This window comes from Lysinibacillus sp. GW823-FHT02G10, from assembly GCF_058797135.1.
This window is the reverse complement of sequence record NZ_JBXAJI010000009.1, coordinates 58,430-83,811: the sequence shown is the minus strand read 5'-3', so window position 1 is coordinate 83,811 and position 25,382 is coordinate 58,430. Positions and strand designations below refer to the sequence as shown.

General features: G+C 36.7%; 18 protein-coding genes and 1 riboswitch. Of the genes, 10 read left to right on the top strand and 8 right to left on the bottom strand.

The annotated features are described in order from the left end of the window. Nucleotides 1-18: 18 nt before the first annotated feature. Both AC1RFD_RS20090 and AC1RFD_RS20085 read left to right on the top strand, forming a co-directional pair. Nucleotides 19-1,473: a response regulator transcription factor gene (locus tag AC1RFD_RS20090; protein WP_054548936.1), complete on the top strand. Its 1,455-nt coding sequence runs from the start codon at nt 19-21 to the stop codon at nt 1,471-1,473. Between the two features lie 296 nt (nt 1,474-1,769). Beyond that, nucleotides 1,770-3,275 carry a catalase gene (locus AC1RFD_RS20085; protein ID WP_048390717.1) on the top strand — a complete coding sequence of 502 codons (1,506 nt, stop codon included), beginning with the start codon at nt 1,770-1,772 and terminating at the stop codon, nt 3,273-3,275. Nucleotides 3,276-3,398: 123 nt separating this feature from the next. Here the strand turns inward: AC1RFD_RS20085 and thiC are convergent, their stop codons facing one another. The 3 genes from thiC to AC1RFD_RS20070 form a co-directional block, all read right to left on the bottom strand. Next, a complete protein-coding gene (gene thiC, locus AC1RFD_RS20080) occupies nt 3,399-5,177 on the bottom strand; it encodes a phosphomethylpyrimidine synthase ThiC (protein WP_048390718.1) in 1,779 nt (592 codons plus the stop codon). A gap of 140 nt (nt 5,178-5,317) precedes the next feature. Next, nucleotides 5,318-5,432: riboswitch (TPP riboswitch) on the bottom strand. A gap of 60 nt (nt 5,433-5,492) precedes the next feature. Continuing rightward, nucleotides 5,493-6,422 carry an AEC family transporter gene (locus AC1RFD_RS20075; protein ID WP_312126611.1) on the bottom strand — a complete coding sequence of 310 codons (930 nt, stop codon included), beginning with the start codon at nt 6,420-6,422 and terminating at the stop codon, nt 5,493-5,495. Nucleotides 6,423-6,532: 110 nt separating this feature from the next. Next, nucleotides 6,533-8,632 carry a methyl-accepting chemotaxis protein gene (locus AC1RFD_RS20070; protein ID WP_312126610.1) on the bottom strand — a complete coding sequence of 700 codons (2,100 nt, stop codon included), beginning with the start codon at nt 8,630-8,632 and terminating at the stop codon, nt 6,533-6,535. A 254-nt stretch (nt 8,633-8,886) separates the two neighbouring features. Here AC1RFD_RS20070 and AC1RFD_RS20065 point away from each other — a divergent pair, with 254 nt between their 5' ends. Both AC1RFD_RS20065 and AC1RFD_RS20060 read left to right on the top strand, forming a co-directional pair. Further along, a complete protein-coding gene (locus AC1RFD_RS20065; protein ID WP_312126608.1) occupies nt 8,887-10,536 on the top strand; it encodes an S-layer protein in 1,650 nt (549 codons plus the stop codon). 589 nt (nt 10,537-11,125) lie between these two features. After that, entirely contained in the window at nt 11,126-12,403 is a 1,278-nt protein-coding gene (locus AC1RFD_RS20060) for a hypothetical protein (RefSeq protein ID WP_492475223.1), read from the top strand. 185 nt (nt 12,404-12,588) lie between these two features. Here the strand turns inward: AC1RFD_RS20060 and AC1RFD_RS20055 are convergent, their stop codons facing one another. The 3 genes from AC1RFD_RS20055 to AC1RFD_RS20045 form a co-directional block, all read right to left on the bottom strand. Further along, nucleotides 12,589-14,511: an ABC transporter substrate-binding protein gene (locus tag AC1RFD_RS20055; protein WP_492475222.1), complete on the bottom strand. Its 1,923-nt coding sequence runs from the start codon at nt 14,509-14,511 to the stop codon at nt 12,589-12,591. Between the two features lie 179 nt (nt 14,512-14,690). Then, entirely contained in the window at nt 14,691-15,635 is a 945-nt protein-coding gene (locus AC1RFD_RS20050; RefSeq protein WP_054548929.1) for an ABC transporter substrate-binding protein, read from the bottom strand. 101 nt (nt 15,636-15,736) lie between these two features. After that, nucleotides 15,737-17,302, bottom strand: coding sequence for an ABC transporter substrate-binding protein (locus AC1RFD_RS20045; RefSeq protein ID WP_492475221.1), 1,566 nt, complete (start codon nt 17,300-17,302; stop codon nt 15,737-15,739). 99 nt (nt 17,303-17,401) lie between these two features. On the opposite strand from AC1RFD_RS20045, the gene AC1RFD_RS20040 reads away from it, so the two are divergent. Then, the gene (locus AC1RFD_RS20040; protein ID WP_492475220.1) at nt 17,402-18,358 is read left to right on the top strand and encodes an ABC transporter substrate-binding protein; all 957 of its coding nucleotides are present in this window, start codon (nt 17,402-17,404) and stop codon (nt 18,356-18,358) included. A 37-nt stretch (nt 18,359-18,395) separates the two neighbouring features. On the opposite strand, the gene AC1RFD_RS20035 is transcribed toward AC1RFD_RS20040, so the two are convergent. Together AC1RFD_RS20035 and AC1RFD_RS20030 are read right to left on the bottom strand one after the other, a co-directional pair. Next, nucleotides 18,396-18,506 carry a helix-turn-helix domain-containing protein gene (locus AC1RFD_RS20035; protein WP_241489964.1) on the bottom strand — a complete coding sequence of 37 codons (111 nt, stop codon included), beginning with the start codon at nt 18,504-18,506 and terminating at the stop codon, nt 18,396-18,398. A gap of 5 nt (nt 18,507-18,511) precedes the next feature. Further along, nucleotides 18,512-18,913 (bottom strand): MFS transporter, encoded by a 402-nt coding sequence (locus AC1RFD_RS20030; RefSeq protein WP_241489963.1) that lies wholly within the window; start codon nt 18,911-18,913, stop codon nt 18,512-18,514. Between the two features lie 435 nt (nt 18,914-19,348). Here AC1RFD_RS20030 and AC1RFD_RS20025 point away from each other — a divergent pair, with 435 nt between their 5' ends. From AC1RFD_RS20025 to AC1RFD_RS20005, 5 genes are all read left to right on the top strand, one after another. Then, nucleotides 19,349-20,305 (top strand): ABC transporter substrate-binding protein, encoded by a 957-nt coding sequence (locus AC1RFD_RS20025; RefSeq protein WP_196333029.1) that lies wholly within the window; start codon nt 19,349-19,351, stop codon nt 20,303-20,305. 97 nt (nt 20,306-20,402) lie between these two features. Then, nucleotides 20,403-22,037 (top strand): helix-turn-helix domain-containing protein, encoded by a 1,635-nt coding sequence (locus AC1RFD_RS20020; protein ID WP_054548924.1) that lies wholly within the window; start codon nt 20,403-20,405, stop codon nt 22,035-22,037. A gap of 32 nt (nt 22,038-22,069) precedes the next feature. Next, complete coding sequence (locus AC1RFD_RS20015) at nt 22,070-23,254, top strand: helix-turn-helix domain-containing protein (RefSeq protein WP_416141282.1); 1,185 nt, start codon at nt 22,070-22,072, stop codon at nt 23,252-23,254. A gap of 45 nt (nt 23,255-23,299) precedes the next feature. Next, nucleotides 23,300-24,298 carry an ABC transporter substrate-binding protein gene (locus AC1RFD_RS20010; RefSeq protein ID WP_492475219.1) on the top strand — a complete coding sequence of 333 codons (999 nt, stop codon included), beginning with the start codon at nt 23,300-23,302 and terminating at the stop codon, nt 24,296-24,298. Further along, nucleotides 24,295-25,095: an alpha/beta hydrolase gene (locus AC1RFD_RS20005; RefSeq protein ID WP_054548922.1), complete on the top strand. Its 801-nt coding sequence runs from the start codon at nt 24,295-24,297 to the stop codon at nt 25,093-25,095. Before AC1RFD_RS20010 ends, AC1RFD_RS20005 begins: the two co-directional genes overlap by 4 nt. Nucleotides 25,096-25,382: the final 287 nt, after the last annotated feature.

Sequence of the window (25,382 nt, the reverse complement as noted above, 5' to 3'; positions counted from 1 at the left end):
TTAAGAAGGGCTGATGGTATGAAGCTGTTATTAATTGATCGCGATCCAACCGACCTAGCAGGAATAAAGTGGTTTTTACATACATATTTCCCTGGAGATGTTTTTATTGAAATGTGTACAAGTATTTCAGAGGTGTCTCATAGCATTAAACAATTTGAACCTGATGCCATACTGTTAAATATCGATATATTCCCTAATAATCGCTTAGCAGCTCTTTATCGCGATATACAAAAGCTTTCTGGTGCCATTTTAGCAATGACAACTGAGCCATTATTTAAAAATGCTTTGAAGGCAATTGATTTACAAGTTGCTCATCTTTTTGTGAAGCCTATTGATTTAGAGCTACTAAAGAAAAAACTCACAACCATTTCTCTTCGCACACCACAGATTACAGAAGATGCTCAAGAGACTACAAACGATTCCTTTTATAATCAATTATTTTTAGATAATAAATCAAGTTCAATTGAGACAACATTACATTTCACAATGATTGAACCCGAGCATACTGAAACCTTCAATAAGCTTTACAATTGGCTTCAACAAACACCGATTCACTTTCATATGAAAACCTACCCTCTATCTAATAGAATCGTATGTCTTTTTCAAACAAATGATATAAGGATTGTGGAAAAAGATGTACGTACACTTATGAAGGAATGGCGTTTGATTAGTAATAGTTCTTTAAATATCGGCATATATGATGGAACACCTACAACCATTAAAACTATGTATACATTAACAAAGCGTGCACTACATCAAAGTTTTTATGAGGGCTTTGGCCATATTTTTTATGCGAGCAAACAATATGAAACTCAGCCCTTTGATCCCTTACTGACACCAGAAGAGCAACAATTACTAATAAGTAGTTTGGAAGATGGAAACCTAGAGGCCGTTAAAACATTTTTATATCGGCTTTCTAATGAAGGCATATATTATGAGCAAGACGATTTACGCATTCATTTGACGAGTGTCTTAGCACAAATTAGACGCTTTATGCTGAAATATAAATTACATGAAAAAGCGGTTATCGAACAACACTACCGTCAGCTATTTCATTTAATCATTGAGCATCCTATATTTTATACGATACTCAATGGGATTATTTCTTTCACGCAGACATTAATTGAGTTAGCAAGGGAAGCTCGAATAGAGAAACGAGCTGATTATGTTGAACTAGCTATAGAAATAATTGATCAACAATTTAAAGATAGCGCACTGTCTCTTCCCTTTGTCGCTCATAAGCTTGGAATAAGCCCCAATTATTTAAGTACAATTTTCTCAAGAAAACAAGGCTTGCCATTTAAGCGCTATTTACAGCAAGTAAGAATTCATCATGCCACAAAAATGCTGCGAGAAACAGATTTTGCTATTAGCGAAATCGCTCATTTAAACGGTTTTGATGACCCAAATTATTTCATAAAATTATTTAAGCAACAAATTGGTATTACGCCTAACCGATATAGAAAAAATTAAAAGATTGATTAAAATAATTTTCAATTAGTTGATTTTATTTTCAATAAAGATTTTATCATGATGTGATTATCTTGATCTTAATATGACAATTATCTATAAAATTGAGATTAAATAAAATAAATTTAAGTTAAAAACTATGTATAAACCCTATGTCTAGCGCATATATTTATAGTTTATACTTAAATATAAAAATTCTTTAACGATAATTATTATAATGTACTAGCAATTCTATTTTATATTTGTTATAGTTATAGACGAAGAGTTTGACTCACATTTTTTTCAGGAGGTAAACTAATATGACAAACGCAAATGATCGTAGCCGTCGCTTTACAACAGCAGGTGGTGCTCCAGTAGTAAGTAACCATGACTCTATGTCAGCAGGTCCACGTGGCCCTCTTTTACTTCAGGATGTATGGTTAGTTGAAAAACTAGCAAATTTCAACCGTGAAGTAATTCCAGAACGTCGTATGCACGCAAAGGGCTCAGGTGCATTTGGTACTTTTACTGTAACGCATGATATTTCACAATATACTAAAGCGAAAATCTTCTCAGAGATCGGCAAGAAAACTGAAATGTTCGCACGTTTCTCTACAGTAGCGGGTGAGCGTGGTGCAGCAGATGCAGAGCGAGATATTCGTGGCTTCGCCCTTAAATTCTATACAGAAGATGGAAACTGGGATTTAGTAGGGAACAATACACCTGTATTCTTCTTCCGCGACCCGTTACACTTTACAGATTTAAACCATGTGGTAAAACGTGACCCACGTACAAATATGAAAAATGCCAACTCTAACTGGGATTTCTGGACTTCATTACCTGAAGCACTTCACCAAGTGACAATTGTTATGTCTGACCGTGGTATTCCAGCTGGTTACCGTAATATGCACGGATTTGGTTCTCATACGTATAGCTTTATCAATGCTAATAATGAACGTGTTTGGGTTAAATTCCACTTCCGTACAGAGCAAGGCATTAAGAACTTAACTGGTGCCGAGGCTAATGAGATTATTGGTCAAGACCGCGAATCTTCACAACGTGATTTATATGAAGCAATTGAAAAAGGCGATTTCCCTAAATGGAAAATGTACATTCAGGTAATGACAGAGGAACAAGCTCGTGAGCTACCATACAACCCATTTGATTTAACAAAGGTATGGTATAAAAAGGACTTCCCATTAATTCCTGTAGGTGAATTCGAGTTAAACAAAAATCCAGACAACTACTTTGCAGAAGTTGAACAAGCTGCATTCGCACCATCTAACATTGTTCCTGGCATCAGCTTCTCACCAGATAAAATGTTACAAGGTCGTATCTTTGCATATGCGGATGCCCAACGCTATCGTCTTGGTGTAAACCACTATATGCTTCCTGTCAACGCACCAAAATGTCCATTCCGTACTTTCCACCGAGATGGAGCAATGCGCTTTGATGGCAATCTTGGTTCGACATTAAGCTATGAACCAAATAGCTATGGTGAGTGGGAGCATAATTTAGACCATAAAGAGCCTGAATTACGTATTGATGGTCATGCAGGTATTCATGATTTCCGTGAAGACGATAATAATTACTTTGAACAACCAGGTAAACTATTCCGTCTATTGACTTCGGAAGAGCAGCAACGCTTATTTGAAAATACCGCGAACGATATGGCTTCTGTTGAAGAATTCATCAAACGCCGTCACATCCTTCACTGCTATCTAGCTGACCCAGCATATGGTGAAGGTGTCGCTAAAGCGATGGGTCTTTCCTTAGAAGGTATGGACCTTACAAATCCATATGTAAAACAACCAACAAACGTTTAATATTCCACTTTATTATTGATATCCAAATCCAACTTTTACTCCATGTGAATCCACTATTCACATGGAGTTTTTTTATAAAGAAAAGGCCTATGTCTATTTTTTTGACATAAGCCTTTTCTTTCATTATTGATAAATTTGACTGCCTGCTTTTTTAAACTCCTCAGCCTTTTCTTTCATACCTTGATGGATCGCTTCAGTCGTATTCAAATCCTTATCTTTCGCATAATTACGAATATCCTGTGAAATTCTCATGCTACAGAATTTAGGCCCACACATAGAACAAAAGTGTGCTGTTTTTGCTCCCTCTGCTGGCAGTGTCTCATCATGATATTCCACTGCACGCTCGGGATCTAGTGACAGATTGAATTGATCACGCCAACGGAACTCAAAGCGCGCTTTAGACAGTGCATCGTCTCGTTGTTGTGCACCTGGATGACCTTTTGCTAAATCAGCAGCATGTGCAGCAATTTTATAAGTGATAACGCCCACACGAACGTCCTCGCGATTCGGTAAACCAAGATGCTCTTTCGGTGTCACATAACAAAGCATCGCTGTACCAAACCAGCCAATCATGGCTGCCCCAATGGCTGATGTAATGTGGTCATAACCTGGAGCAATATCTGTTGTGAGTGGTCCTAATGTATAGAAGGGCGCTTCCTTACAAACCTCTAATTGCTTGTCCATGTTTTCTTTAATCAAATGCATTGGTACATGACCTGGTCCCTCAACCATTACCTGAACATCATGCTGCCAAGCAATCTGTGTTAGCTCGCCTAGTGTTTCAAGCTCTGCAAATTGTGCCTCATCATTAGCATCTGCAATTGAGCCTGGGCGTAAACCATCACCTAAGGAAAAAGCAACATCATAGGCTTTCATAATTTCACAAATTTCCTCAAAATGTGTATACAGGAAATTCTCTTGATGATGATATAAACACCACTGTGCCATGATAGAGCCACCTCGAGATACAATACCTGTCACACGATTTGCTGTTAGTGGTACATAGCGTAAAAGGACACCTGCATGAATGGTGAAGTAATCCACACCCTGCTCAGCTTGTTCAATGAGAGTATCACGATAAACCTCCCACGTTAAATCCTCTGCTACACCATTTACCTTTTCTAAAGCCTGATAAATTGGCACTGTTCCCACTGGCACTGCAGCATTTCGAATAATCCATTCTCTAGTTGTATGAATATGTTTACCAGTCGATAAATCCATAATATTATCTGCGCCCCATCGAGTTGCCCAGGTCATTTTCTCAACTTCTTCTGCAATGGAAGAAGATACAGCAGAATTCCCGATATTCGCATTGATCTTTACATGAAAATTACGCCCAATAATCATTGGCTCTGCCTCAGGGTGATTAATATTAGAAGGCATTATAGCACGCCCAGCTGCAATTTCTGAACGTACAAATTCAGGATCCATATTTTCACGAATTGCTACAAACTCCATTTCAGGCGTTATAATTCCCTTTCGTGCATAGTGAAGCTGTGTCACATTTTTACCTTTTTTAGCACGCAAAGGCTTTCTCGCCAACTCAGGGAAGACATTTTCTTGAATACGCGGGTCATCAACATGACGAAAGCCATTATCCTCCGGTTTAATGGAGCGTCCCTCATATGCTTCTACATCCCCTCGCTCTTGAATCCATGCATTTCGTAAGGCAGGTAAACCTTTCGTAATATCTACTTGGTAGGCTGGATCTGTATAGGGCCCACTCGTATCATATACTCGAATAGGAGCATTTTCTTCATTTCCAAAACTGCCTGTTGTCGGACTTAATGCAATTTCTCGCATAGGTACTAGAATATCTGGGCGTGATCCTTCCACATATACTTTTTTGCTTCCTTCAAAGCTGGACATAATGGTAATATTCTTTTCACTAATTGCTGACATGAGCTACTTCTCTCCCTTAAATTTATTTTGATATAAGGACCGATTCTAGCTCACCCCAACAATCCAAAAAATAAAGGCCGAATCCAAAATAATTATTTGGATCCGGCCACGAATGTAAAGGTCTATTGATTGCATACTCTGCAATAGCTTCTTAACTTTCCCACGCTGGTATGAGCCAGATCAGGTCCAAAGGGTCAAGAAACTTCGTAGCGTTTCCCTCTCAGCCTGACTCATCAGACTCCCCTAGTTAATACTATTTAGTTTGATGCTAGTGTAGCAGATAATACTAAGAGATGGAAGTTATTTTTTATCTTACTAGGTAAATAATACTTCTGCAAAATAGATCACAATGGTTACAGTTATACAGCTTACAATGGTTGAAAATAAAACAGCTTGCGCGGCTGTTGCTGATTCTACATCATATTCCAATGCTAGACTAGAACTATTGCGGGATGTTGGAAAGGCACTAGCTATAAACAGTGATTGTGCGACGACTCCATCTAATCCCAATATATAAATAATGGCCAATGCAACAGATGGTCCAATAATTAGTCGCGTAAAACAGCTGATAAAGACGGTTTTATTAAACATTGATTTCATCTCTAGTTGTGATAATTGCGCACCTAAAGTAATTAGAGCCACAGCAATAAATCCATCTGCCACATGTTCTACTGGTATTTTGATAAACTGTGGAATACCGATATCAAAATAATTCATAGCGACACCTATAATCAGCGCATGAATAATAGGCATTTTAAAGAAATCCTTGATGATTGTCATACCTGACTTTGTAGAAGAAATTAAATTGTATAAGCCATATGTATACGTAGTCATATTTTGAAAGATTACGAGCATGACCTGAATGGCTACTCCAATAGGTTGCGTGGCAAATATCATTTGAGCCACTGGAATACCGTAATTACCCGAGTTAATGAGCACAACACTATTTTTAAAGACAGCTGCCTCTGTTTTAGCTAAGCCTAACCCTTTTGCCATAAAGTGACTGAGTAACATTTGACTACTGATAAAGAGTACAATAAATAATCCGACCTCTCCCAGTACAGATAATTCCACATGTGTTTCATATAAATTTACAAAAACAGCTGCTGGCATAAAGCAATATGTAATAAGCTGAGACAATGCTTTTAAATTAAAGCGAAATTTCTTTTGTAGTATAGCGCCTATTACAAGTAACACTAAAATAGGTACAACAATTTGAAAGAAAATCATTCCGAGATACATCATATCAATGTCCCCCTTCCAGTGTTAATAGTAGTGTTGAATTCCTTCTAGGTCAATTTCTCTTGCTTTCACCATAAAGAAGACTGCCTCTATATTGAAGGCAGCCTTTCTTTTTAAGCAAGCTTGAATCGGTTTACAACTTCTTGTAGCTCGTTTGAAATATCGTTCATATTTTGAATAGACTCTGCTACTTTTTGTAATTCTACTTGTTGATCCATTGCAGAAGCACTTACTTGTTCCGCAGAGGCTGCTGTTTGCTCTGAAATAGCCGAAATACTTTGGATAGCCATGATTGCCTGATTTTTATGCTCTAACATGCTAGATAGTTTATTCATTAATTCACTAATAGAATTTGCAATTGAACCCGACAAGTCACTGCTATCTTTAAATGCTAGTTGCGTGCTTTGTACGGACTCATTTTGAGATTGCATTAAATCTGCATTAGATGCAATCACAGCAACCGTCTGCTGAGAATTTTCAAGAATACTTTCTACTGTACTCTTAATAATTTCTGTTTCATTCTTAGATTGTTCTGCAAGCTTTCTAACTTCCTCTGCAACTACAGCAAATCCTTTACCATGTTCACCAGCACGTGCAGCCTCAATACTTGCATTTAAAGCTAGCAGATTAGTCTGCTCGGTAATGCTTTGAATCGAAGCAATAATCTGATTAATATTGGCAATATTAGAAGCTAATGATTCCATTTGCTGCTGGATACGCCCATTCATTTGATTGGTCTCCATATTACGCTCTCTTAAACTTTCAACCTCATGCAATCCTTTTTCCGTTGTTACACCTGTTTTATGAGATAGCTCATCCATTTCATTAGAAAGAGCCGTAATAGCATCAATCTGATCTGATAAATCCATCATTCGATAATTTGTTTCTTCTGTATCCTCTGATTGTTTCGAAGCTCCTTGTGCAATCTCGTTGATAGCTACAGAAACTTCCTGACTAGAAGCAACTACCTCATTAAATGCCTCATTTACCTGATTAGAAGATTGGTTCAATAACCTCGTGGAATTTAGTACAGTTTGAATCGCACTATTGGTTTTATCTAACATATTATTATAGGCCACAGCAACTGCACCAATTTCATCAGGCTTAATATAGCGCTCTTCTACCTTTTGTGTTAAATCCCCTTCGGCTGCAGTTTCAATCGATGCACGTAAAAATTTAAGTGGTTTTAATTGTTTATAGATGAATAACACACTTGCAGCTGTCATCAAAACCACCATAATAATGGAAGCAATAATCGTAAATACAAATACATGATTATATGTTTCTAGAATCTTTGATTCAGCTAACACGACTTGAACAGTCCATGTTTCGTCAATACCCTCTAAAATCATTGGAGCAAAAACATTATAGGCCTTTTCCTTCAGTTGATTAGAGTCAACGTACATACTTGTTAGTTCACCATTTTCCATTGTCTTACTAATACTTGTCCAAGTAGGATCCTCTTGCATATTGCGCCCAACTAGCTCATCACCAAAGCTGTTAGCTGTTAGCACACCTTTATTCGTAATAATTGCCGCATAACCGCCTTCTGGGGCATTCGATTTTGTTAAATCATTTAAAAAATCTATTGATACATCGGCAGTCAATACACCGAAAAATGTCCCGGAAGCATTGATTAATGGCACTGAAATGGTTGTCATTAATACGGATTTACCGTTTACATTATAATCATAGGGCTCTGTCAAAACTGCACGTCTCTCTTCTTTTGGCACCCAATACCATTCAGAAATACTCTTATCATCAATACCTTCGATTAGAGCAGTCGTGATATCATTTCCGTTCTTATTTAAATAAGGGATAAAGCGATTTTTAGTATCTACTAAAGAAGCCTCAGTTGGTTCTAAAATAATAGATTCTTGCTCAAAGATTGCTCCTACTCCAAGAATGTCATTATTGCTAGCTAAATTGTTTTCCATTATGTCTATGACACCTTTGGTAGACAACGTATTATTCTTCTCCATGCTTTCTATGATACGCTTTGTTGTTTGTAATGTCGTATTGGCTTTCTTAAATCTTTCACTCATAATAGCTGCAGAGGATTCAGCAGTTTGCAATGTTCCATGCTCTGCGTCTTCAACACTTTGCTTTTTTATAATAATTCCCGTTATGACAGTATAGGATAAAAATAAAATGAGAAATAATCCTATTATAAGGGAAGAAAGTTTTAAGGCAATTCCTCTTGATTTTTTCATAACTAACACCCCCACTTTTATACTAATAATAATGGATGGATGATTGTATCACAATAAAATATTTAGCGAATAAAGTAGAAAATTTACAGAATTATAGAGAAAAATACCGATACTTCACCAAACATTTATTTTTCAATATAAAGGACTAATGACTTATTTGAATTGAGATTCATAGTAAAACATCCTCTTCGAATTCTAAATTATAGAAGAATATGATATATTAACTATTAAATAGAATGATTGGAGTGACTTACATGAAAAATAAAGCGCTATCAACATTAATGGCCACGGCTATTACAGCGACACTAGTATTACCAATGTCTACTGCCAATGCCGCATCATCTCAAATTCAATCAAATTCATATGAGACACATGTAGCAGCAGCAAAAAAAGTAATAGGTGAATCCGTAACGATCAAAAACATTACAAAAGATACTGTCATAACATCTAACGGCACATTTAGAATTCAATCGGCATTAAAGCCCCTATTTGATACTTCAAATAAAACAGCATTAACCAATGCCCGAGCTACCATTGTAGTGAAAAATGGTCAAATTACGGACGTTACCTCATTAATTTTAAACAAAGCAGGTACAAGCAAAAAATCTGTCTATTTTGATGGAGGTGACGCACAAATCTCGGGAGATCTTACTGTAAACGCTGACTATGTAAAGATTCAAGATGTTAGTGTGGATGGTCAGCTTATCATTACAAACAGAGTAAAAAAAGCCGTTACACTCAATGAAGTAGCAGTAGATGAAACAATTACACTAAAACCAATTGTCACGAAAAAGGTAAGTTGGCTATATGTTACTTTAATCGATATGAAATCATCAAACATCAATTTGGGACGTACTAAAGTCAATGTATCTTCTGACCAAACTCTTGCCAAAGTAGATGTGGTTGGTAAAGTGGAATCTTTTGAAGCAATGACTAATATAGAAAAGCTTACAATTGATGTAGCGAAAGATTTCAACCTTTATGGTGAGGGTAAAATTGAGCAAATCGTTGTAAAGGGCGGTACTAAAGTAGCTTTAGATTCAGGACATCTGGTAAACAATGTACAAGTAGACAATAAAAATGTCTCCGTGACACTACCTGTTATTGATAAAAAGGAACTTAATACATTAATCGCATCCCCACCATATGTACAAGTATCTGTAAACGGCTATGATATTTTAAATACGGACAAATGGACAACACAAGCAGACCGCACAGTGTTTGATTCTGCTGTAGCAAGTGCGAGAGCTGTAGCAAATAATTCAAATGCCTCACAAGAACAGGTGAAAAATGCCATTAATCAGTATAAAAATGCACTAGCAGTCTACCAAGCTGCTCAGAAGAGTGGTACAAAATATGGTTATGGCGATAAAGCTTCACTACAGTCTTTAATTAATTCTGTTCAATATGTTACTGTTTCTTGGGACGGTTCAAATGTACCTTATAATTCTCCTTGGACTACACAAGCAGAAAGAAACGCAATAGAATCTGCTGTTTCATCTGCCCAAGCAGTTGTTAATAATTATTATGCCACTCAAACGGATATTGCCAATGCCATCAATAATTTAAACAATGCTATTTGGACTTATAAGAATGCTAATAAGTACGGAAATAATGGGTATTATGTGGATAAAGCTAATTTACAAACAAGTGTTACTGCTGCGTATTATGAACTTCAAAATGTAACAGTTTCTACAAGCGGAACTGGGGTAGATGTTACTAACGGAATAAGATGGACAAAAGCTGTTGATCGAAGTAACTTTGAGGCTGTAGTTCAACAAGCACAATATATACTAAATGATCCTAATGTGTACCAATATCAAATTAATGACATGTATAACACCTTAAACCAAGCAATAGAAACTTATAGAAAAGCACAAAATGTAGGAACTATTAGCAATTAGGTTTTGCTATGTTGTCAACACCTAAATCTCTTTTAGTATAACGAAGGACTCTACCTATTGTAGAGCCCTTCACTATTTAATAATTCTTTTTTAACTAAATGAATTCATTTGCAACATTGTATTCATTTGCTTCACCTTCGATACCAATCCTCCACCTCCTCACTCGGTTCCACTGCCAAATGCTCTTGAGGCATCTTTTTTAACAGCCAATATTGCTCCTCAACGGCGGCTGTATTATTAAGTAGAACGTAAAGTTTCATTAAAGTAAAATAACCAACCTCTGCATATTTAATCTATTAACTTCTTATATTATTTTTCCAAAATAACAAAAATCTCTATAACAATAGACAATTTTAAATTATTCTACCATTCAGAAATATACATCTTCTATACCATACATCTAAAAACCTCTTCAATCTTATTTCATGGTAGATATTAAGCACATTTGCATATGGTATTTTAAACAGCACAAGTTCAACTAATAAATACAAAAAAGATTCTAGACTATGTTAAGATTAAATCAACACCATATATTGTATATATTCCCTTCAATTAACCAAGAACATTAAACACAGGAGGATTCTACATTATGAAATCTAATAAGAAACTTGTCTTACTATCTTTAGTGGCGGTTCCTTCGCTTCTTTACACCGCGCCAGCATCGGCTACTGAGATACCAAAGCCAGCCTACATACTTGCTAGCTACAATGCTAACGTGGCAAATGTTGTACAACTAATTAACAACATTAACAATACAACTGCTACTTTCCAAACAAATTTAGAGGCAGCTTTGAAGGCTTACAATGCTTTAACAGAAACAGAAAAACAGTATGTTACGAACTACTCCATATTGTCAGCACATCAGCAGACAAGAATTGCTTATCGTAAGCTTGCTGCACAAATTGAAGAGAAATTGTATTCTGTGGATTCTACGTCCCCTAATTATTATCAAAATGTTACTGAAACAAAAGATTGGTATAATACCCTGAATGCAGCGCAAAAAACCTTTGTAAGTGCATCTGCGCAAAAAATTCTAACTTCCTATATCGCGCCAAATACATCTGTTGACAAGGTGGTCAATAAAATTCAATTGATTAATTCATCTCGTCTCTCGTTCCATAAAGATGTAGCCAATGCTCGAGCAGAGCTTAATGCATTACGTAGGTTTTCAAATATTTCTTTACCTGCAGGTATCGAGCAACAATTACTTGATGCAGAACAGCTGGTTGTAAAGGATAAGGCAGCAGCTAAAGAAGTTGAAAACGCTATTGCAGCTTTATCACCAAAAACATCGACAGCTCAGGATGTGCAGGCAGTCAAAACTTCTTTTGAAGCATTAACACCTGTTCAGCAGCAACTCGTCCCAAATGTATGGACTTTAGTGGATTTTGTACAAGGAACACATACACTTCCTACAAAAGATAACATCCCTAAAACACCTGTTTTATCTGATGTAGCAGCTGTCCCAGGGAAAACTACAGCTATGACAAAAAATAAAAATATCTATAAAGCCAAAATTAATGTAGCCTCATCAGAAATTGACACGGAACGTTATATTCTAACAACAGAAGATAAAATGACCATCATTATTCCTCCACTTTATACACTTATCGATGAAGATGAAGGGGTTATGGATATTCAAGTAACAAAAAAGGCAAACCGAATTACTCTTCAAGCTACATTGAATAAAAAACCAGTAACCTTTGATGCAAATATGGAAATCATAATTGAAGGCTTACCAGCTAATTCTACCTTCAATCGCTCAAATGGCTTTGGCAAGCAAGTTCCAGCTGACTTTATCATCAGTGGAAATCGTCATATTATCCAAACTACTACTCCTGGCACGTTCCAAATCGTAAGAAATTAAATTAAAGCACTAAAGAAACAATGTTGGTTTCTTTAGTGCTTTCTTTTTGGAAAATAATCTCTATTATTACAAGTGCACTTCGAAGTCAAATAATCAAATTTATCTCATCGTAAATAAAAATATAACCGCTCCATAAATGTTATGTATCAATAAACATTTATGAGGTAAACCATTCTTATTTTAACTTATTTAGTTGTAGCAACTAGTTGATCCACAATGAAATCAAGCTGTTTTGACAATGAATAAATGTCGTTGTAGTAACAAAAACCAAAATCCATTTCGATAAGCCTTCCTTCTTTAATGGCAGGAATATTAGCCCAAACTGGATGATCTGTTAAATCTACCATTCCTTCATAAGATGAGCGGAACACATAATCTCCTGCATAATCTGTTAATACTTCTAAAGAAACATCGATTGCCTCATTGGTGTTGTTTTTATCATCTATTTTCTTTTGAATAATATCTGGTGCTTTTATTCCTAAATACTCATAAATAGCTTGAGAACCACGTCCAAAGGTATAGCTTGTTACAACAGACATTTTTCCTTTGCCGCCTTCCATAATACTAACCGTTCTATCTGAAATACCTGCCTCTTCTAGCTTCTCTTGGCTATCCTCTACTTTTGTATAGAAATTAGCTAAAAGCTCTTTTGCTTCTTTCTCTTTCCCTAGTACTTCACCAATCTTTGTTAAACGTTCATCTAGAGAGGTTGAGAAATCGATCATGACAGTAGGTGCAATTTTCTCCATTTGATCGTAAAGTTCATTCTTACTTGGGATAATGATGACATCAGGTTTTAATTGGATTACCGCCTCGACATTTGGTTCAAACCATTCACCTAAACTTTCAACTGTTTTTAATTCTTCCTCAAATGCTGCTCCCTCTTGTATTTTAGAAGAACCCACTGGTGTCACATCAAATGCTAGTACATCACCTGTATAATACATCACCACTACTCGCTCAGGGTTAACAGGTATTTCTACGTCTCCTTTCATAGTAGAGACAGTTTTTGTTTGTGATTCGCTTACTTTTTGAGTGGTAGAGGCTTGTTTTTCCCCGCCCTGTGTACTGGTTGATGCCCCACTACTGCAAGCACTTAATAAAAGCGTCAGACATAGAAAGAGTGTTGTAAAAGCTGATAATCCTCTTTTATTCATTGGTTCATACTTCCTTTCATTATATTGATAACCATTCTCAATATAATCTTGGAAGCTCCAATCGACAATGGAGTATCTTTCAGACATTGAAGGACTATCTTTTATCAGATCACTTACTTTTTGCTTTTGACGGAATTGTGTAGGAGAAACGCCTACTCTCTTTTTGAAAAGTCTACTAAAATAATAGACATCACTATAGCCCACACCCATAGCGATATCGCGTAAGCTAGCATTTGTCTTCTCAAGCAAAATAGAAGCTTTTTCAATCCGTAGTTGAATTAAATATTCAATCGGGCTGCAACCTAATTGTTGCTTGAATTGAATGGATAAATGAGATGGACTATAGCGCAATGCCTTCGCAATGGATTCTAAGGTCAATGGCTGTGCATAATTTTGCTCTAGATAGGCTTTAATCTGACTAGAGACATTTAGTTTTTGAATGTCGACACTGTCCTGATCTAACTGCATGAAAATTTCATTTAATAATTGATAGAATAGCGATTTAACAGTAAATTTGCTGAGGCTATTGGCATTTTCCCACTTCTTATACATAAAATATATTTTTTCAAACATTGTAATAGGCGAGTTAGGAACAAGACTGTATTGATAGTTGAAAGGATTATTTGTTTGTAACGCCCTTGCTATCATTTTATTTGAGGTTAAAGGAATGGAAGCTCGATAAAATATTAAAAAATATTCAAAGCCTTTGTCTGTAGCCATTATTTGTAGTGTGGTGCCCTTTCCACCGTGAATAAGATGAAAGCCCTCTAGTGTATAGTTTATTAAATCGATTTGAACTTCCGCACCACCACCTGTGGCATAAAGAAACATATTTGCAGGCAATTTATATGATTTTCCGATTTCCTCAGGTTTGAATAGCTCATATCTTATATCGAGCACTTTGATCGTTGCGTGATTCCAAAGAAATAGAAACTCCTCTTTTGGTAGCATCCTACATCATTCCTTCCAATTCTTCACTACCTACAAGATTATTATAATTGATAATCGCTCTCAATATAAACCTGTATATGCATAGAAAAATCACTCAAACAATCCAATGCCTGAGTGATTTTATGGAATTTCATTTAATTTTGTTTAGTATGTTGTACTAGCATTTTCAATTATTTAGCTTATTTTTTATTCGTGAGCCAGTTTGTTAATTCCTCTACCTGAGCCAACACGGCTGTTGGGTCATAATACCATGAACGCTCCTCAGGCCAAACATAAAGATGATCATTTTTTACTGCTGGCAAGCTACCCCATATTGGATCTTTCTTAAAATCTTCAACTGTACGATCATCTGAAGTCAAAATAATGTAGTCTCCTGCATAATCTGCCAGCACCTCTTCGGAAATTTCAGCCCACTGCTTTTCCATCATTTCATCTGCTACTTTAGCAGGTGGTTTGCGACCAAGTGCCTGATAGACTGGTTGCCCACCACGTCCAAAATTATCACCATATGCATAATACGTTTTGCCTGCGTCCTCCATAATAGAGAAGCTTGCATCCTTTGGAATAATCGCATCTACCTGTGCTTTGGCATCGGCAATCCTTTGATCATATTGCGCCAGCCAATCCTTAGCTTCTTGCTCTTTGCCAAGCAACTCACCGAAATAAGTAAGTTCTTCGTGCGCATCCTTTAATTCACCATAGGGAATGACAACTGTAGGAGCAATTTTACTTAAAGCATCATAATTTTCCCCATTGCCAGTAATAATCAAGTCAGGTTTGAGCGCGATAATCTTCTCAATCGACGGTTTCCCATAGTCACCGATTTCTTCTACATCTTTTAATGCATCCTTTAAATAATAGTTTTCAAGTGCCAACCCAGGAGCTCCCACAGGTTTCACATCTAATACAAGCAAACTTGCAATATACTCCTCTGCTACAATACGCTGAGGACTAGTCGGAATAACAACCTCACCATTTGTCGTCTGAACAGTTTTTGCCTCTGCTTCTTTTGTATCTTGCACTGTAGTCGGACTAGTATTTTTCTCCTTTTCTCCACAAGCCGTTAACAGAAGTAATATTAAAAGAAATAGTGGCGCTATGAATTTTCTATTTTGTGTCAGCAATTTTTTCCCTCCATACATGCCAGTTGATAATCATTCTCACTAATTGTAGAAGAATGTAAAATAACTGTCTATGTATAAAAGTGATTTGTTGCTCTGTATATTTATGATGTTAATACTTCCATTAATTTTTGTAATTGCATAGCTGTAGATAATGGGTCATAGCCATAAAATAATTCATACTGATTCAAAAAGTACACCTGTTTCTTTTGCACCGCTGTAAGTGACTGCCATTTTTCCGAATGTAATACCCTCAAGAGATGCTCTTTTCCAAAATCTTTTGTAGGAAGAGCAGTGACGAATATATAATCAGCTGGAAAATAAGCAATATCCTCAATATCTACTGTTAAGTAACCTGTTTGTTCAATATTTCGTGTGACAATCGCAGCTGGTCGACTAAAGCCCAAATCTTCGTACAGTATATGACTCCCTCTTCCATGACTACTATTTAAACAATATGCTTGATGACTACCTATTTCCCAAACAATAGCAGTCCCTCTTGCTCCATGTTGTTGGTCAAGAATATCGTTACACTGAGCTATCTGTTCATCATATTGCTGGAGCCAGCTCTTACATACTTCTTGTCTATCAACGATATGGGCAATCAACCCAAATTGCTCTCGCCAGCTTAATTCTCTACATGGTAGCTCGAATATAGGAGCTACTGACAGTAATAATGGTTTTTCGTCACCACCACTGTAGTTAATAATGATATCAGGACAGGATGCGGTGATTGCCTGATAATTTGAAGCAATATCATACTCATAGCCTTTTAGTTTATGCGTATTAGGGACAGGCTTGATACCCTCTAGAAATGGAGAGTATACACCCAACACCGGCGTAATACCAAGAGCTAGTAAGCATGCTGTATGATTGGTATTGAGTGCAAGGACACGCTTCGATTTCTGATAATAGACTGTTGGTGATACACCTACTTTTTCTTTAAATTTCCGACTTAAATAAGTTCCCTCATTGTAGCCAACTTCCTCGGCAAGCTCATCTAATTTAGGCATTGTAAACAATAGCCTTTTCTGTGATTCTCGTATTCTTAGCCATGTTAAATATTCACTATATGTATAGCCTGTGTGCTTATGAAACGTCCGAGAAAAATGCTCTGGACTTACCTGTGCTTTTTTGGCCATCTGCTCTCTTGTTAATTCCTCACGGAAATGTAGATGAATATAATGAAGTACTTTATCAATCCATAGTTCTTCTTTTTTTTGATTATTTTCACGTAAAAGGCTGTATAGCACTTCTAGCATTTCACCAAATAATTTTTGTAAACGAAACGGATTATTGCTCTCAGTATTTGCTTCTTTTTCTACTTCTTTAGCTAATTTCATCAGTCGATAGGAGCATTGCTCAATTAAGATAGAAGCTTGCAATAAACGATCAATTTTGTAGCCATAAACACGATATTGAATGATGATCCCTCTGCTTTCACATGTTTCTAGAAGATGAAAATCGTCAGTATTATCTAAAAGCATAACAGAATTTGAACTAAGCCTAATGTGCCTACCTTGAAGCGTACACTCTATATATCCCTCATACACTATGACCATAAATGGGTAGGTGAATTGTGTTTCTATGTCACTTAACATTTCATTTAATTTCACTATTTGTATAGGTTGATAAAAAATATGGGACAGTAGCTGATTGTCTTTGTACATTTAAACTCTATCTCCTAAACATCAAATTGATATTGATTATCATTTTCATTATAATGAAATAGAATGATAGAAATCAATTGAAATAGGAGGCTTATAGCTTTGAAAAAATTTATAAAAAAGAATGCCTTTTTAACTGGCATTTTAATTATTTCCATCCTTTTGGCTGCATGCGGAACTCAATCTTCTTCCACAATAGAGAAGGCAAAGGAAGAAAACTCCAATCGAGTATTAACAGATTCAATAGCACATGAAGTGACCATTCCTAAAAATCCCCAACGCATCATAGCTCCTTATCTAGAAGATCACCTTGTAGCATTAGGTTTAAAGCCCGTTGCACAATGGTCCGTAAAGGGTGGGACTTCTATACAAGACTATCTCCAGAATTCATTAAAGGATATTCCAACAATTGAATTCGATCTTCCCTATGAAGCTGTGACAAGCTTTAATCCAGATTTAATTGTAATCGGTTCTCCTGAAATTGCTGAAGGTGAAAAATATAAGCAATATAGCAAAATTGCACCTACGTATGTGATGGGAACGGAGGATAATAATTGGCGCAATAAACTATTAAAAATGGGCGAAATTTTTGGTCAAACAGATAAGGCAAAGGAAGTTCTAGCAGATTATGATCAATTCGCTAAAGAAGCAAAAGAAGAAATTCACAACAAAGTCGGGAAGCCTTCAGCCACTGTGATCTGGAATATCAAAAATTCAATCTATATGGTAAGTGACACAGCTTCTAGCGGTGTTGTTCTTTATGAGGATCTTGGGTTACAAACGCCAAGCCTTGTGAAAGAGATGTCAGCTTCTGCTACTGGTGATTGTTCGCAAGTTTCTTTAGAAAAATTCGTTCAAATAGATGCTGACTATCTTTTTGTTATTAACAGTGATAGTGCAGGTAGCTCTGAATTGCTAAGCGATCCTCTGCTAGCTAATATACCTGCCATTAAAAATGGTCATGTTTATGAATTCGAATCAAGTTCGAGCTGGTTATATTCAGGTGCTATAGCCAATCGTCAAATTATTGAAAATGTATTGGATAGCATAGTGAAATAAAAAAATCCCTTCAGCTTTGTTTAAAAGCTGAAAGGAATTATTGTGATCTGTATCTGATAAAGTCTCGAGGATTCAGCCCATATTTCTCCTTAAAAACCGCAGCAAAATGGCTCGGATTAGAATAGCCAACAGCATTCGCTACTTCCATAATATTCATTGTTCCAATTTGTAACAAATAACATGCCTTCTCCAAACGTTGTTTTTCTGTTTAGAACTTGGTTGCTTAATTGTACAAAACGCTAACAATACGACGATTAGTGTCAAAACCGCGATAATTAGCCATGCTCCTCTCCAACCTAACTCAGGAAGTTGATGAAGCAAGAAAGGTACCATCAAACCTGATAAAAGCATTCCTATCCCGCCTCCACTCATTAACAGTCCCATGACAGTACCTCGTTTCTTAGGATACAGGTTAATGGCTATCGATAGTAGTGGCGTATAGACAAGTGCACTCCCAGCACCTGCAAGGAACAGTGTGATGGCAGCCCACCAGAAATTTTCAACAAACACCAGTCCTATTAACCCTAAAATGACACAGGCTCCCCCTGCTAACAGAACATTTTTTGCACCAATGTGCGTTGTAAGTATTCCGGCACTGTTAGTAAATAATCTAAAAACAGCATTGTTCCTAAGTAACCAGATTGAGTGGTCGTGAAATTCATTCCCTCCTGCATAAACGGCAATATAACTCCTTATGCCATGCGACCAAACCCCGTAGTTGTAACAATTAATAGCATTCCTGTTATGACAAACATCCAATAATTTTTCATTTTTAACCCCCTTTCATTACACGAATCTTAGTCCAATGAAAGGTCCATTCTCCACCAATGGAAGGATACTTATAAGGTAAAACGGATTTTATTTTAAGGTTACAGTTAGATTTTTGGATAAACCTTAATGGCCCTTTTTCATTTTATCCATTGTTCTAGACCATTGACTAATTTATGCTAGCCTATATCGATAATGATTATCATTTACGGAGGAAGAGACATGAAAAAATTAAAGCGACATTTGCTCATTTATAGCCTATTATTACTGGTTAGTATCCTACTGGCTGCTTGTGGTTCTACCAATGAAGAAACGAAGAAGGAAGAGACAACAACATCAGCATCAACCACTCGTGTTTATAAGGATTATTTAGGTCATGAGGTTGAAATTCCTGTAGATCCTGAGAGAGTGGTTTATCATGGAGAAGGATACGGTGATTTACTTGCATTAAATATCAAAACAGTTGGTGCTGGCTTCTCTTGGATTACAAATTACGCTTGGGAAGATCGCGTAAAAGATGTGGAGGACGTTGGTTTTCCTATTAATGTGGAAAAAACATTGTCATTAAAGCCTGATCTTATCATTATTGGTACTTCAGATGAAAAAACATATTCACAGCTTTCTAAAATCGCCCCTACTATCGTGTTTGATACTTTTGCGCCCTTAAACCAACGTTTAACAGAGCTGGGCGATATACTTAATAAAAAAGAAGAAGCAACTCAATGGATGGATGCTTATACAGAAAAAGCGGATAAAATGTGGGAGTCGCTTGTAGCTGATGACATCATTAAACCAGATGAAACGGCATCGGTTTTAACATATTATCCAGGAGATCGATTATTTGTCATGGCACGTGCTGGACTTTCTCAAGTTTTATACGATTCAAATGTGCTTAAGCCTGGCGACAAAATACAAAAAATTCTTGATGATGGAACAGGCTTTGCTGAAATCTCCACAGAACTTCTTCCTGAATATGCTGGTGATCGAATTTTCATCCTCACACCAGTCGATGATGAAGCAAAACAATCGACAAAAGAAATGATGGAAAGTCCAATTTGGAAGAACCTACCGGCAGTGAAGAACGGTCATGTCTACACATTTGATATTGAAAAAAGTGATAGCGATGCCTCAACAAGAGAATGGCTGTTATCACAATTACCTACTATGTTAAAAAAATAACTAACAAGAGACATTTCATCTTTGTTGAAATGTCTCTTTACTTTTTATACAATACAGTTAATTGATAATCATTTTCATTTACTAAGGAGGTGAACAGATGGAAGACAATAAATCAGCTTCTATTAACAATGATTTACTATTTCATTTAGAAGATATTGACTGTATTTCGCAGAGCTATCCGTTTATCTCGACTTCTCATCATACGATGATACTTTTTACAAATGGCTGTGGGACATTAACGATTGATGATATACCCTATTTGGTGACGAAAGGAAAAATTTTTCTTGTTCAGCCCCATTCTATGATTGATTTATCGGATATAAATCATGGTTACCGTTTCTATAAAATTGCCTTTTCAGCCTTTCAGCTAAAACATAAGCACCCTTCCCCACATCTAGGATCTATTTTTTCTGATGAAGTGGAATATACAATTTATCCGTATACACGATTAATTCGTCTTAGCGAAGATCTGTATAATTTAAATCCTAAATTGGATTTTCTTAAACAACAAGGAGTCTTGTATGAACTCTTAAATTTATTATTTGAACATCAGCTTCATATGAACTACCAGATGACAATGACAAAGGCGGTTGAAGAAACTATCGACTATATACATAACTATTTTCGACAGCCTGTAACAGTGAAAAAGCTAGCGGAACTCGCTCGTATAGCTCAATGGCAATATAGTACGATCTTCCAAACCTTAACTGGGAAGAAACCGCTTGATTATATTACAGATTTACGTCTTACAAATGCCAAGGAATTATTACTACAAACAAATGAGCCATTAAAAGATATTGCGCAGCAAGTGGGATTTGATGATGAATATTATTTTAATCGCCGCTTCCGACAGGTAATTGGAATACCTCCAAAACAGTTTGCACGACAATATAAACAAAAAACTGTTGTAAAAGATTGGACAGGACACGAGGTAGCCATTCCTCGTTCACCGCATCGTGTTATTTATCATGGAGAAACGTTTGGGGATATGTTGATTTTTGATGTGCAGCCAATAGGTGGTAACAAAAACTCTATTAGTAAATCCTTCTATAAAAACCATGTTCCTTATATTCAAGATGTTGCCTTTCCAATCAATCTTGAAAAATCTTCGAAGCTGAACCCTGATTTAATTATCTTTACAAATAATGACGAGCAGCAATATCAAGCACTATCTTCTATTGCACCAACAGTTACCCTAAATTCCTGGGATTCATTGGAGGAACGCGTTCTTTTATTAGGGCAGTGGCTTAGCCAACAACAGCGTGCAGAAGATTGGCTAGAATATTTTAAAATCCAAGAAAATACTATGTGGCAGCAGCTACAAACAGTGATAGAGCCTGGTGAAACGGCATCTGTTTTGACTTTTGATCATGGCAAACGCCTTTTTATTATGGGCTGTACAGGTCTATCCCCTGCTCTTTTTCATCCAGATGGTTTTCAACCTCACCCACAAGTCAAAAAGCTACTTCAAGCAGGCGAAGGGTATAGAGAAATACCAATAGATCACTTACCTCAGTATGCTGGTGACCGTATCTTTATGTTGTTATCTGATAAACCCGAATCGCAAAAGGCTACGATGGAATTGATTAATAGCGATATTTGGAAAGGACTCCCTGCTGTACAAACTAACCATACTTATTTAGTGGATGCAACAAAGTGGAATTACGGAGATGCCTTTACAAGAGAGAAGTTACTCGGTGCATTACCAAAACTATTGGTTACTGCCAAGTAATTCTCATACTTATAATAAGGGGTGACATTTATATGAAAACGGGAAGTATAACAGATACGACAACTCAAATATCATTAAAGGATATTCGAGATTATATTGCTAAAAACCATCATCAACCTCTCACGATTAAGCATCTAGCACTCATTTCGGGTCTGAGTTCCAGTTACTTTGGAGAGGCATTTAAAAAGGCATTCGGTCAAAGTGCCACAGATTATTTAACGGCGCTACGTATCGGACATGCCAAGCAATTACTGCGTGATACCGATTTATTACTTCGTGAGATTGCTAAAAAAGTAGGTTACAGTGACGAGTTTTATTTTAGCCGAAAATTTAAAAAGGAAGTTGGAATTTCACCTTCTGCTTATAGTGAGATGGCTCGCCAGCGTATTTCTACTTTTTCGGTCTCCGCTACTGGAAATTTATTAGCGCTTGGTATCATACCAGTTGCGGCTCCGCTGAATGCTAAATGGAGTCCTTATTATTACAATCATTATCAAGAGAAAATTCCCGTGCATGTTAATATATTTGATACAGAATCAGAGGATAACTTCAAAAAATTAGCCTCCGCTAAGCCAGATATTCATATTTTTCAAGAGGAACCCTCCCTCTCCATGCTTAATTGGCTTCAAACTATTGGCATCAAAAGTGTCTTTATACAAGCGAAGGATTGGCGAACACAGCTGAGAGAAATAGCTGTAGCTGTTAAAAAGCAAAGCGAAGGTGAGCACTTCATTCAAACATATGAACAAAAGGTATTACAGGCGAGATTAGAAATTAATCAAGTTGCTGAAAATGATACGTTTGCTGTTCTTCGTTTATGCGGTGATCAATTATTTATGTATTGTAATAAAGGGATTCAGGATGTACTGTATACAGATTTACAGCTTCGCTCTGTCGATACTCACCAACAAACATATAATGAGCATATTACACTTGATCAGCTAGTAAATATAGACCCTGACCGTTTGCTATTTATCATTTGTCCCGATTCACCAACCCGAAATTATTGGCTTACTCTACAATACCTTGATCGTTGGAAAGAGCTCCGTGCTGTAAAAAATGGACATGTCTATGTTTTACCTTCGAATCCTTGGTTCGAATACTCAGCTATTGCTATAAACCGAATGCTAGATGAAATGTTACTTATGCTAACCGGAAAAAATCCAAATCCTTTTCCTGTCCCCGTCCATGGTAACGTATCAGACAGTGATTTATAATTCCATTTGAGAATGATTATCACCGGAAGGAGACTTTGATGAACAATGAAACAAAATTGTCCTATTCAATGTCATACAATTATAAAATCTGCCTATTTATCAGCGATGTTTTTGCTAACTATCGGCATACTTTCCGCCTGCAATACCCAATCAAGCAATAAAGTGGAACAGGTAGAAACGCAGGCATCCTCAGAAAGTACAAAGGAGCAAAGTATTTATCCGTTAACACTAAAAGATGAGGTTGGTAATGAGGTAACACTACCAGCTAAGCCTACTAAAATTTTTGCACCTGTCATGGAGGATTCATTACTAGCTCTTGGTATCAAGCCTACTATGCAATGGTCTAATGGTGTTAAGCCACAGCTTTATTTACAAGATCAGCTACAGGGTATACCAGAAATTAGCTTTGCAAGCGGTCCCCCATCAGCCGAAGCCATTATGGCAGATAAACCAGACTTAATTATTTTGCACAATTCATTTTATATGGAAAATGGCAACTATGAAAAATATGCAAAAATCGCACCAACCTATGTTTTTAATAATGCTGCAAGTGATTTAGAAGGCTCTATTAAAGTTTTAGGGCAACTACTTGATGAAACAGACAAGGCTGAGCAAGCCATACAGGATTATCAAGAAAAAGTAGATGTAGCAAAAACAAAGCTATCCTCTATAACAGAGGGAAAAAAAATTGCGTTAATTCGCTTTAATGCAAAAGGTATGTTTTTCATGACAGATGAGTATTTTAGTGGGTATGTCTTAACACATGAATTAGGATTTGAACAAAGCAGCTACGTGAAAAATGGTGCCTTCGAAGTATCATTGGAGATTCTACCTGAACTGGATGCCGATTATATTTTCCTAATCAATGATGGTAATCTTGGGGATGAATTTTTAAATGAGTTGAAGAACAGTAAAATTTGGCAAAGTACAGCAGCCTTCAAAAACAATCAAGTATTTGAGACATCCGAGGATTACTGGCTAAATGGCGGTATTCATGCTCAAGGAAAAGTGATAGAAGATGTATTGGAGTTTTTAGCGCCATGATAACAATGACAAAGAAACCTTATACATCAGAAAACTACTTTGAAGTTGCCATGACATCTCGTCAACAGCTAGATTATCGCATTTTAATTGCAAGCCCAACAGATGAACCACCAGCAGATGGTTATACTGTCATCTACGCCTTAGATGGGGACGCCCTTTTTCCAACACTTGCAGAGGCAGTGAAATTACAAACACGTAAACCAAAAGGCTATGATCCTATTCTTGTTATTGGCATCGGTTATCCCTCAACGGAACCTTTTGATATGGAGCGACGCTGTCTCGATTTTACACTACCTGTTAACAAAGAACATCTGCCACCACGTCCAGATGGAACGCCTTGGCCTCCAAATGGCAAAGCTAATGAGTTCTTAGATTTTATTGAACATGAGCTCATGCCTGCTATAGCAAAGGAATGGCCTATCAATAAAAAGAAGCAAGCGATTGTTGGTCATTCCTTAGGCGGTCTTTTCACACTATATGCTTTATGTGCAAAACCTCACTTATTCAGTCACATTGTAGCTGGCAGTCCCTCTGTTTGGTGGGCTGACAATGCAGTACTAAAAGTAATAGACAGATGTTTTGATGATTGGAACGGTCAGCATGCTATCAATCTCTTACTCACAATCGGTGCTAACGAGTTGCCAGATATGTTAGAGGGAGCTGATCTAGCGGCTGAACGACTGAAGCATTTAAGCGACCAAAACATTCATACTAATTATGTGAAGTTTGATGAGGAGGACCATGTGAGTGTCCTACCTTGTATGCTCGGCCGGCTTCCCCGGTTTTTGGATACGTAGTAGAAAAAACCCAAGTGGTAATCATTCCACTTGGGCATTTTTATAACATTTACTTCTCTTTCTCCAAAAGTTCCTTAAGCATGCTAGCGATTTCTTCAACTTGTGATTCTACAGCAATTGGATCATAAGGCCAGAAACGCTCTGGGTTTAAGTTGAATACGCTATTATTTTTAACTGCTTCAATTGTCAATTGTAAAATTGTGAGGAACAAGTCATGTTAGTTCTAAGATCATTTAACCAAGAATAATGCTTTTTTAAACTAAATACCTTATTAATTTTTCGCATTC

What these genes read in the sequence shown, in the direction of transcription:
- AC1RFD_RS20090 (WP_054548936.1), top strand. Translation starts at nt 19, where the DNA reads ATGAAGCTGTTATTAATTGATCGCGATCCAACCGACCTAGCAGGAATA.
- AC1RFD_RS20085 (WP_048390717.1), top strand. Translation starts at nt 1,770, where the DNA reads ATGACAAACGCAAATGATCGTAGCCGTCGCTTTACAACAGCAGGTGGT.
- thiC (WP_048390718.1), bottom strand. Translation starts at nt 5,177, where the DNA reads ATGTCAGCAATTAGTGAAAAGAATATTACCATTATGTCCAGCTTTGAA.
- AC1RFD_RS20075 (WP_312126611.1), bottom strand. Translation starts at nt 6,422, where the DNA reads ATGATGTATCTCGGAATGATTTTCTTTCAAATTGTTGTACCTATTTTA.
- AC1RFD_RS20070 (WP_312126610.1), bottom strand. Translation starts at nt 8,632, where the DNA reads ATGAAAAAATCAAGAGGAATTGCCTTAAAACTTTCTTCCCTTATAATA.
- AC1RFD_RS20065 (WP_312126608.1), top strand. Translation starts at nt 8,887, where the DNA reads ATGAAAAATAAAGCGCTATCAACATTAATGGCCACGGCTATTACAGCG.
- AC1RFD_RS20060 (WP_492475223.1), top strand. Translation starts at nt 11,126, where the DNA reads ATGAAATCTAATAAGAAACTTGTCTTACTATCTTTAGTGGCGGTTCCT.
- AC1RFD_RS20055 (WP_492475222.1), bottom strand. Translation starts at nt 14,511, where the DNA reads ATGCTACCAAAAGAGGAGTTTCTATTTCTTTGGAATCACGCAACGATC.
- AC1RFD_RS20045 (WP_492475221.1), bottom strand. Translation starts at nt 17,302, where the DNA reads ATGTACAAAGACAATCAGCTACTGTCCCATATTTTTTATCAACCTATA.
- AC1RFD_RS20035 (WP_241489964.1), bottom strand. Translation starts at nt 18,506, where the DNA reads ATGGAAGTAGCGAATGCTGTTGGCTATTCTAATCCGAGCCATTTTGCT.
- AC1RFD_RS20025 (WP_196333029.1), top strand. Translation starts at nt 19,349, where the DNA reads ATGAAAAAATTAAAGCGACATTTGCTCATTTATAGCCTATTATTACTG.
- AC1RFD_RS20020 (WP_054548924.1), top strand. Translation starts at nt 20,403, where the DNA reads ATGGAAGACAATAAATCAGCTTCTATTAACAATGATTTACTATTTCAT.
- AC1RFD_RS20015 (WP_416141282.1), top strand. Translation starts at nt 22,070, where the DNA reads ATGAAAACGGGAAGTATAACAGATACGACAACTCAAATATCATTAAAG.
- AC1RFD_RS20010 (WP_492475219.1), top strand. Translation starts at nt 23,300, where the DNA reads ATGAAACAAAATTGTCCTATTCAATGTCATACAATTATAAAATCTGCC.
- AC1RFD_RS20005 (WP_054548922.1), top strand. Translation starts at nt 24,295, where the DNA reads ATGATAACAATGACAAAGAAACCTTATACATCAGAAAACTACTTTGAA.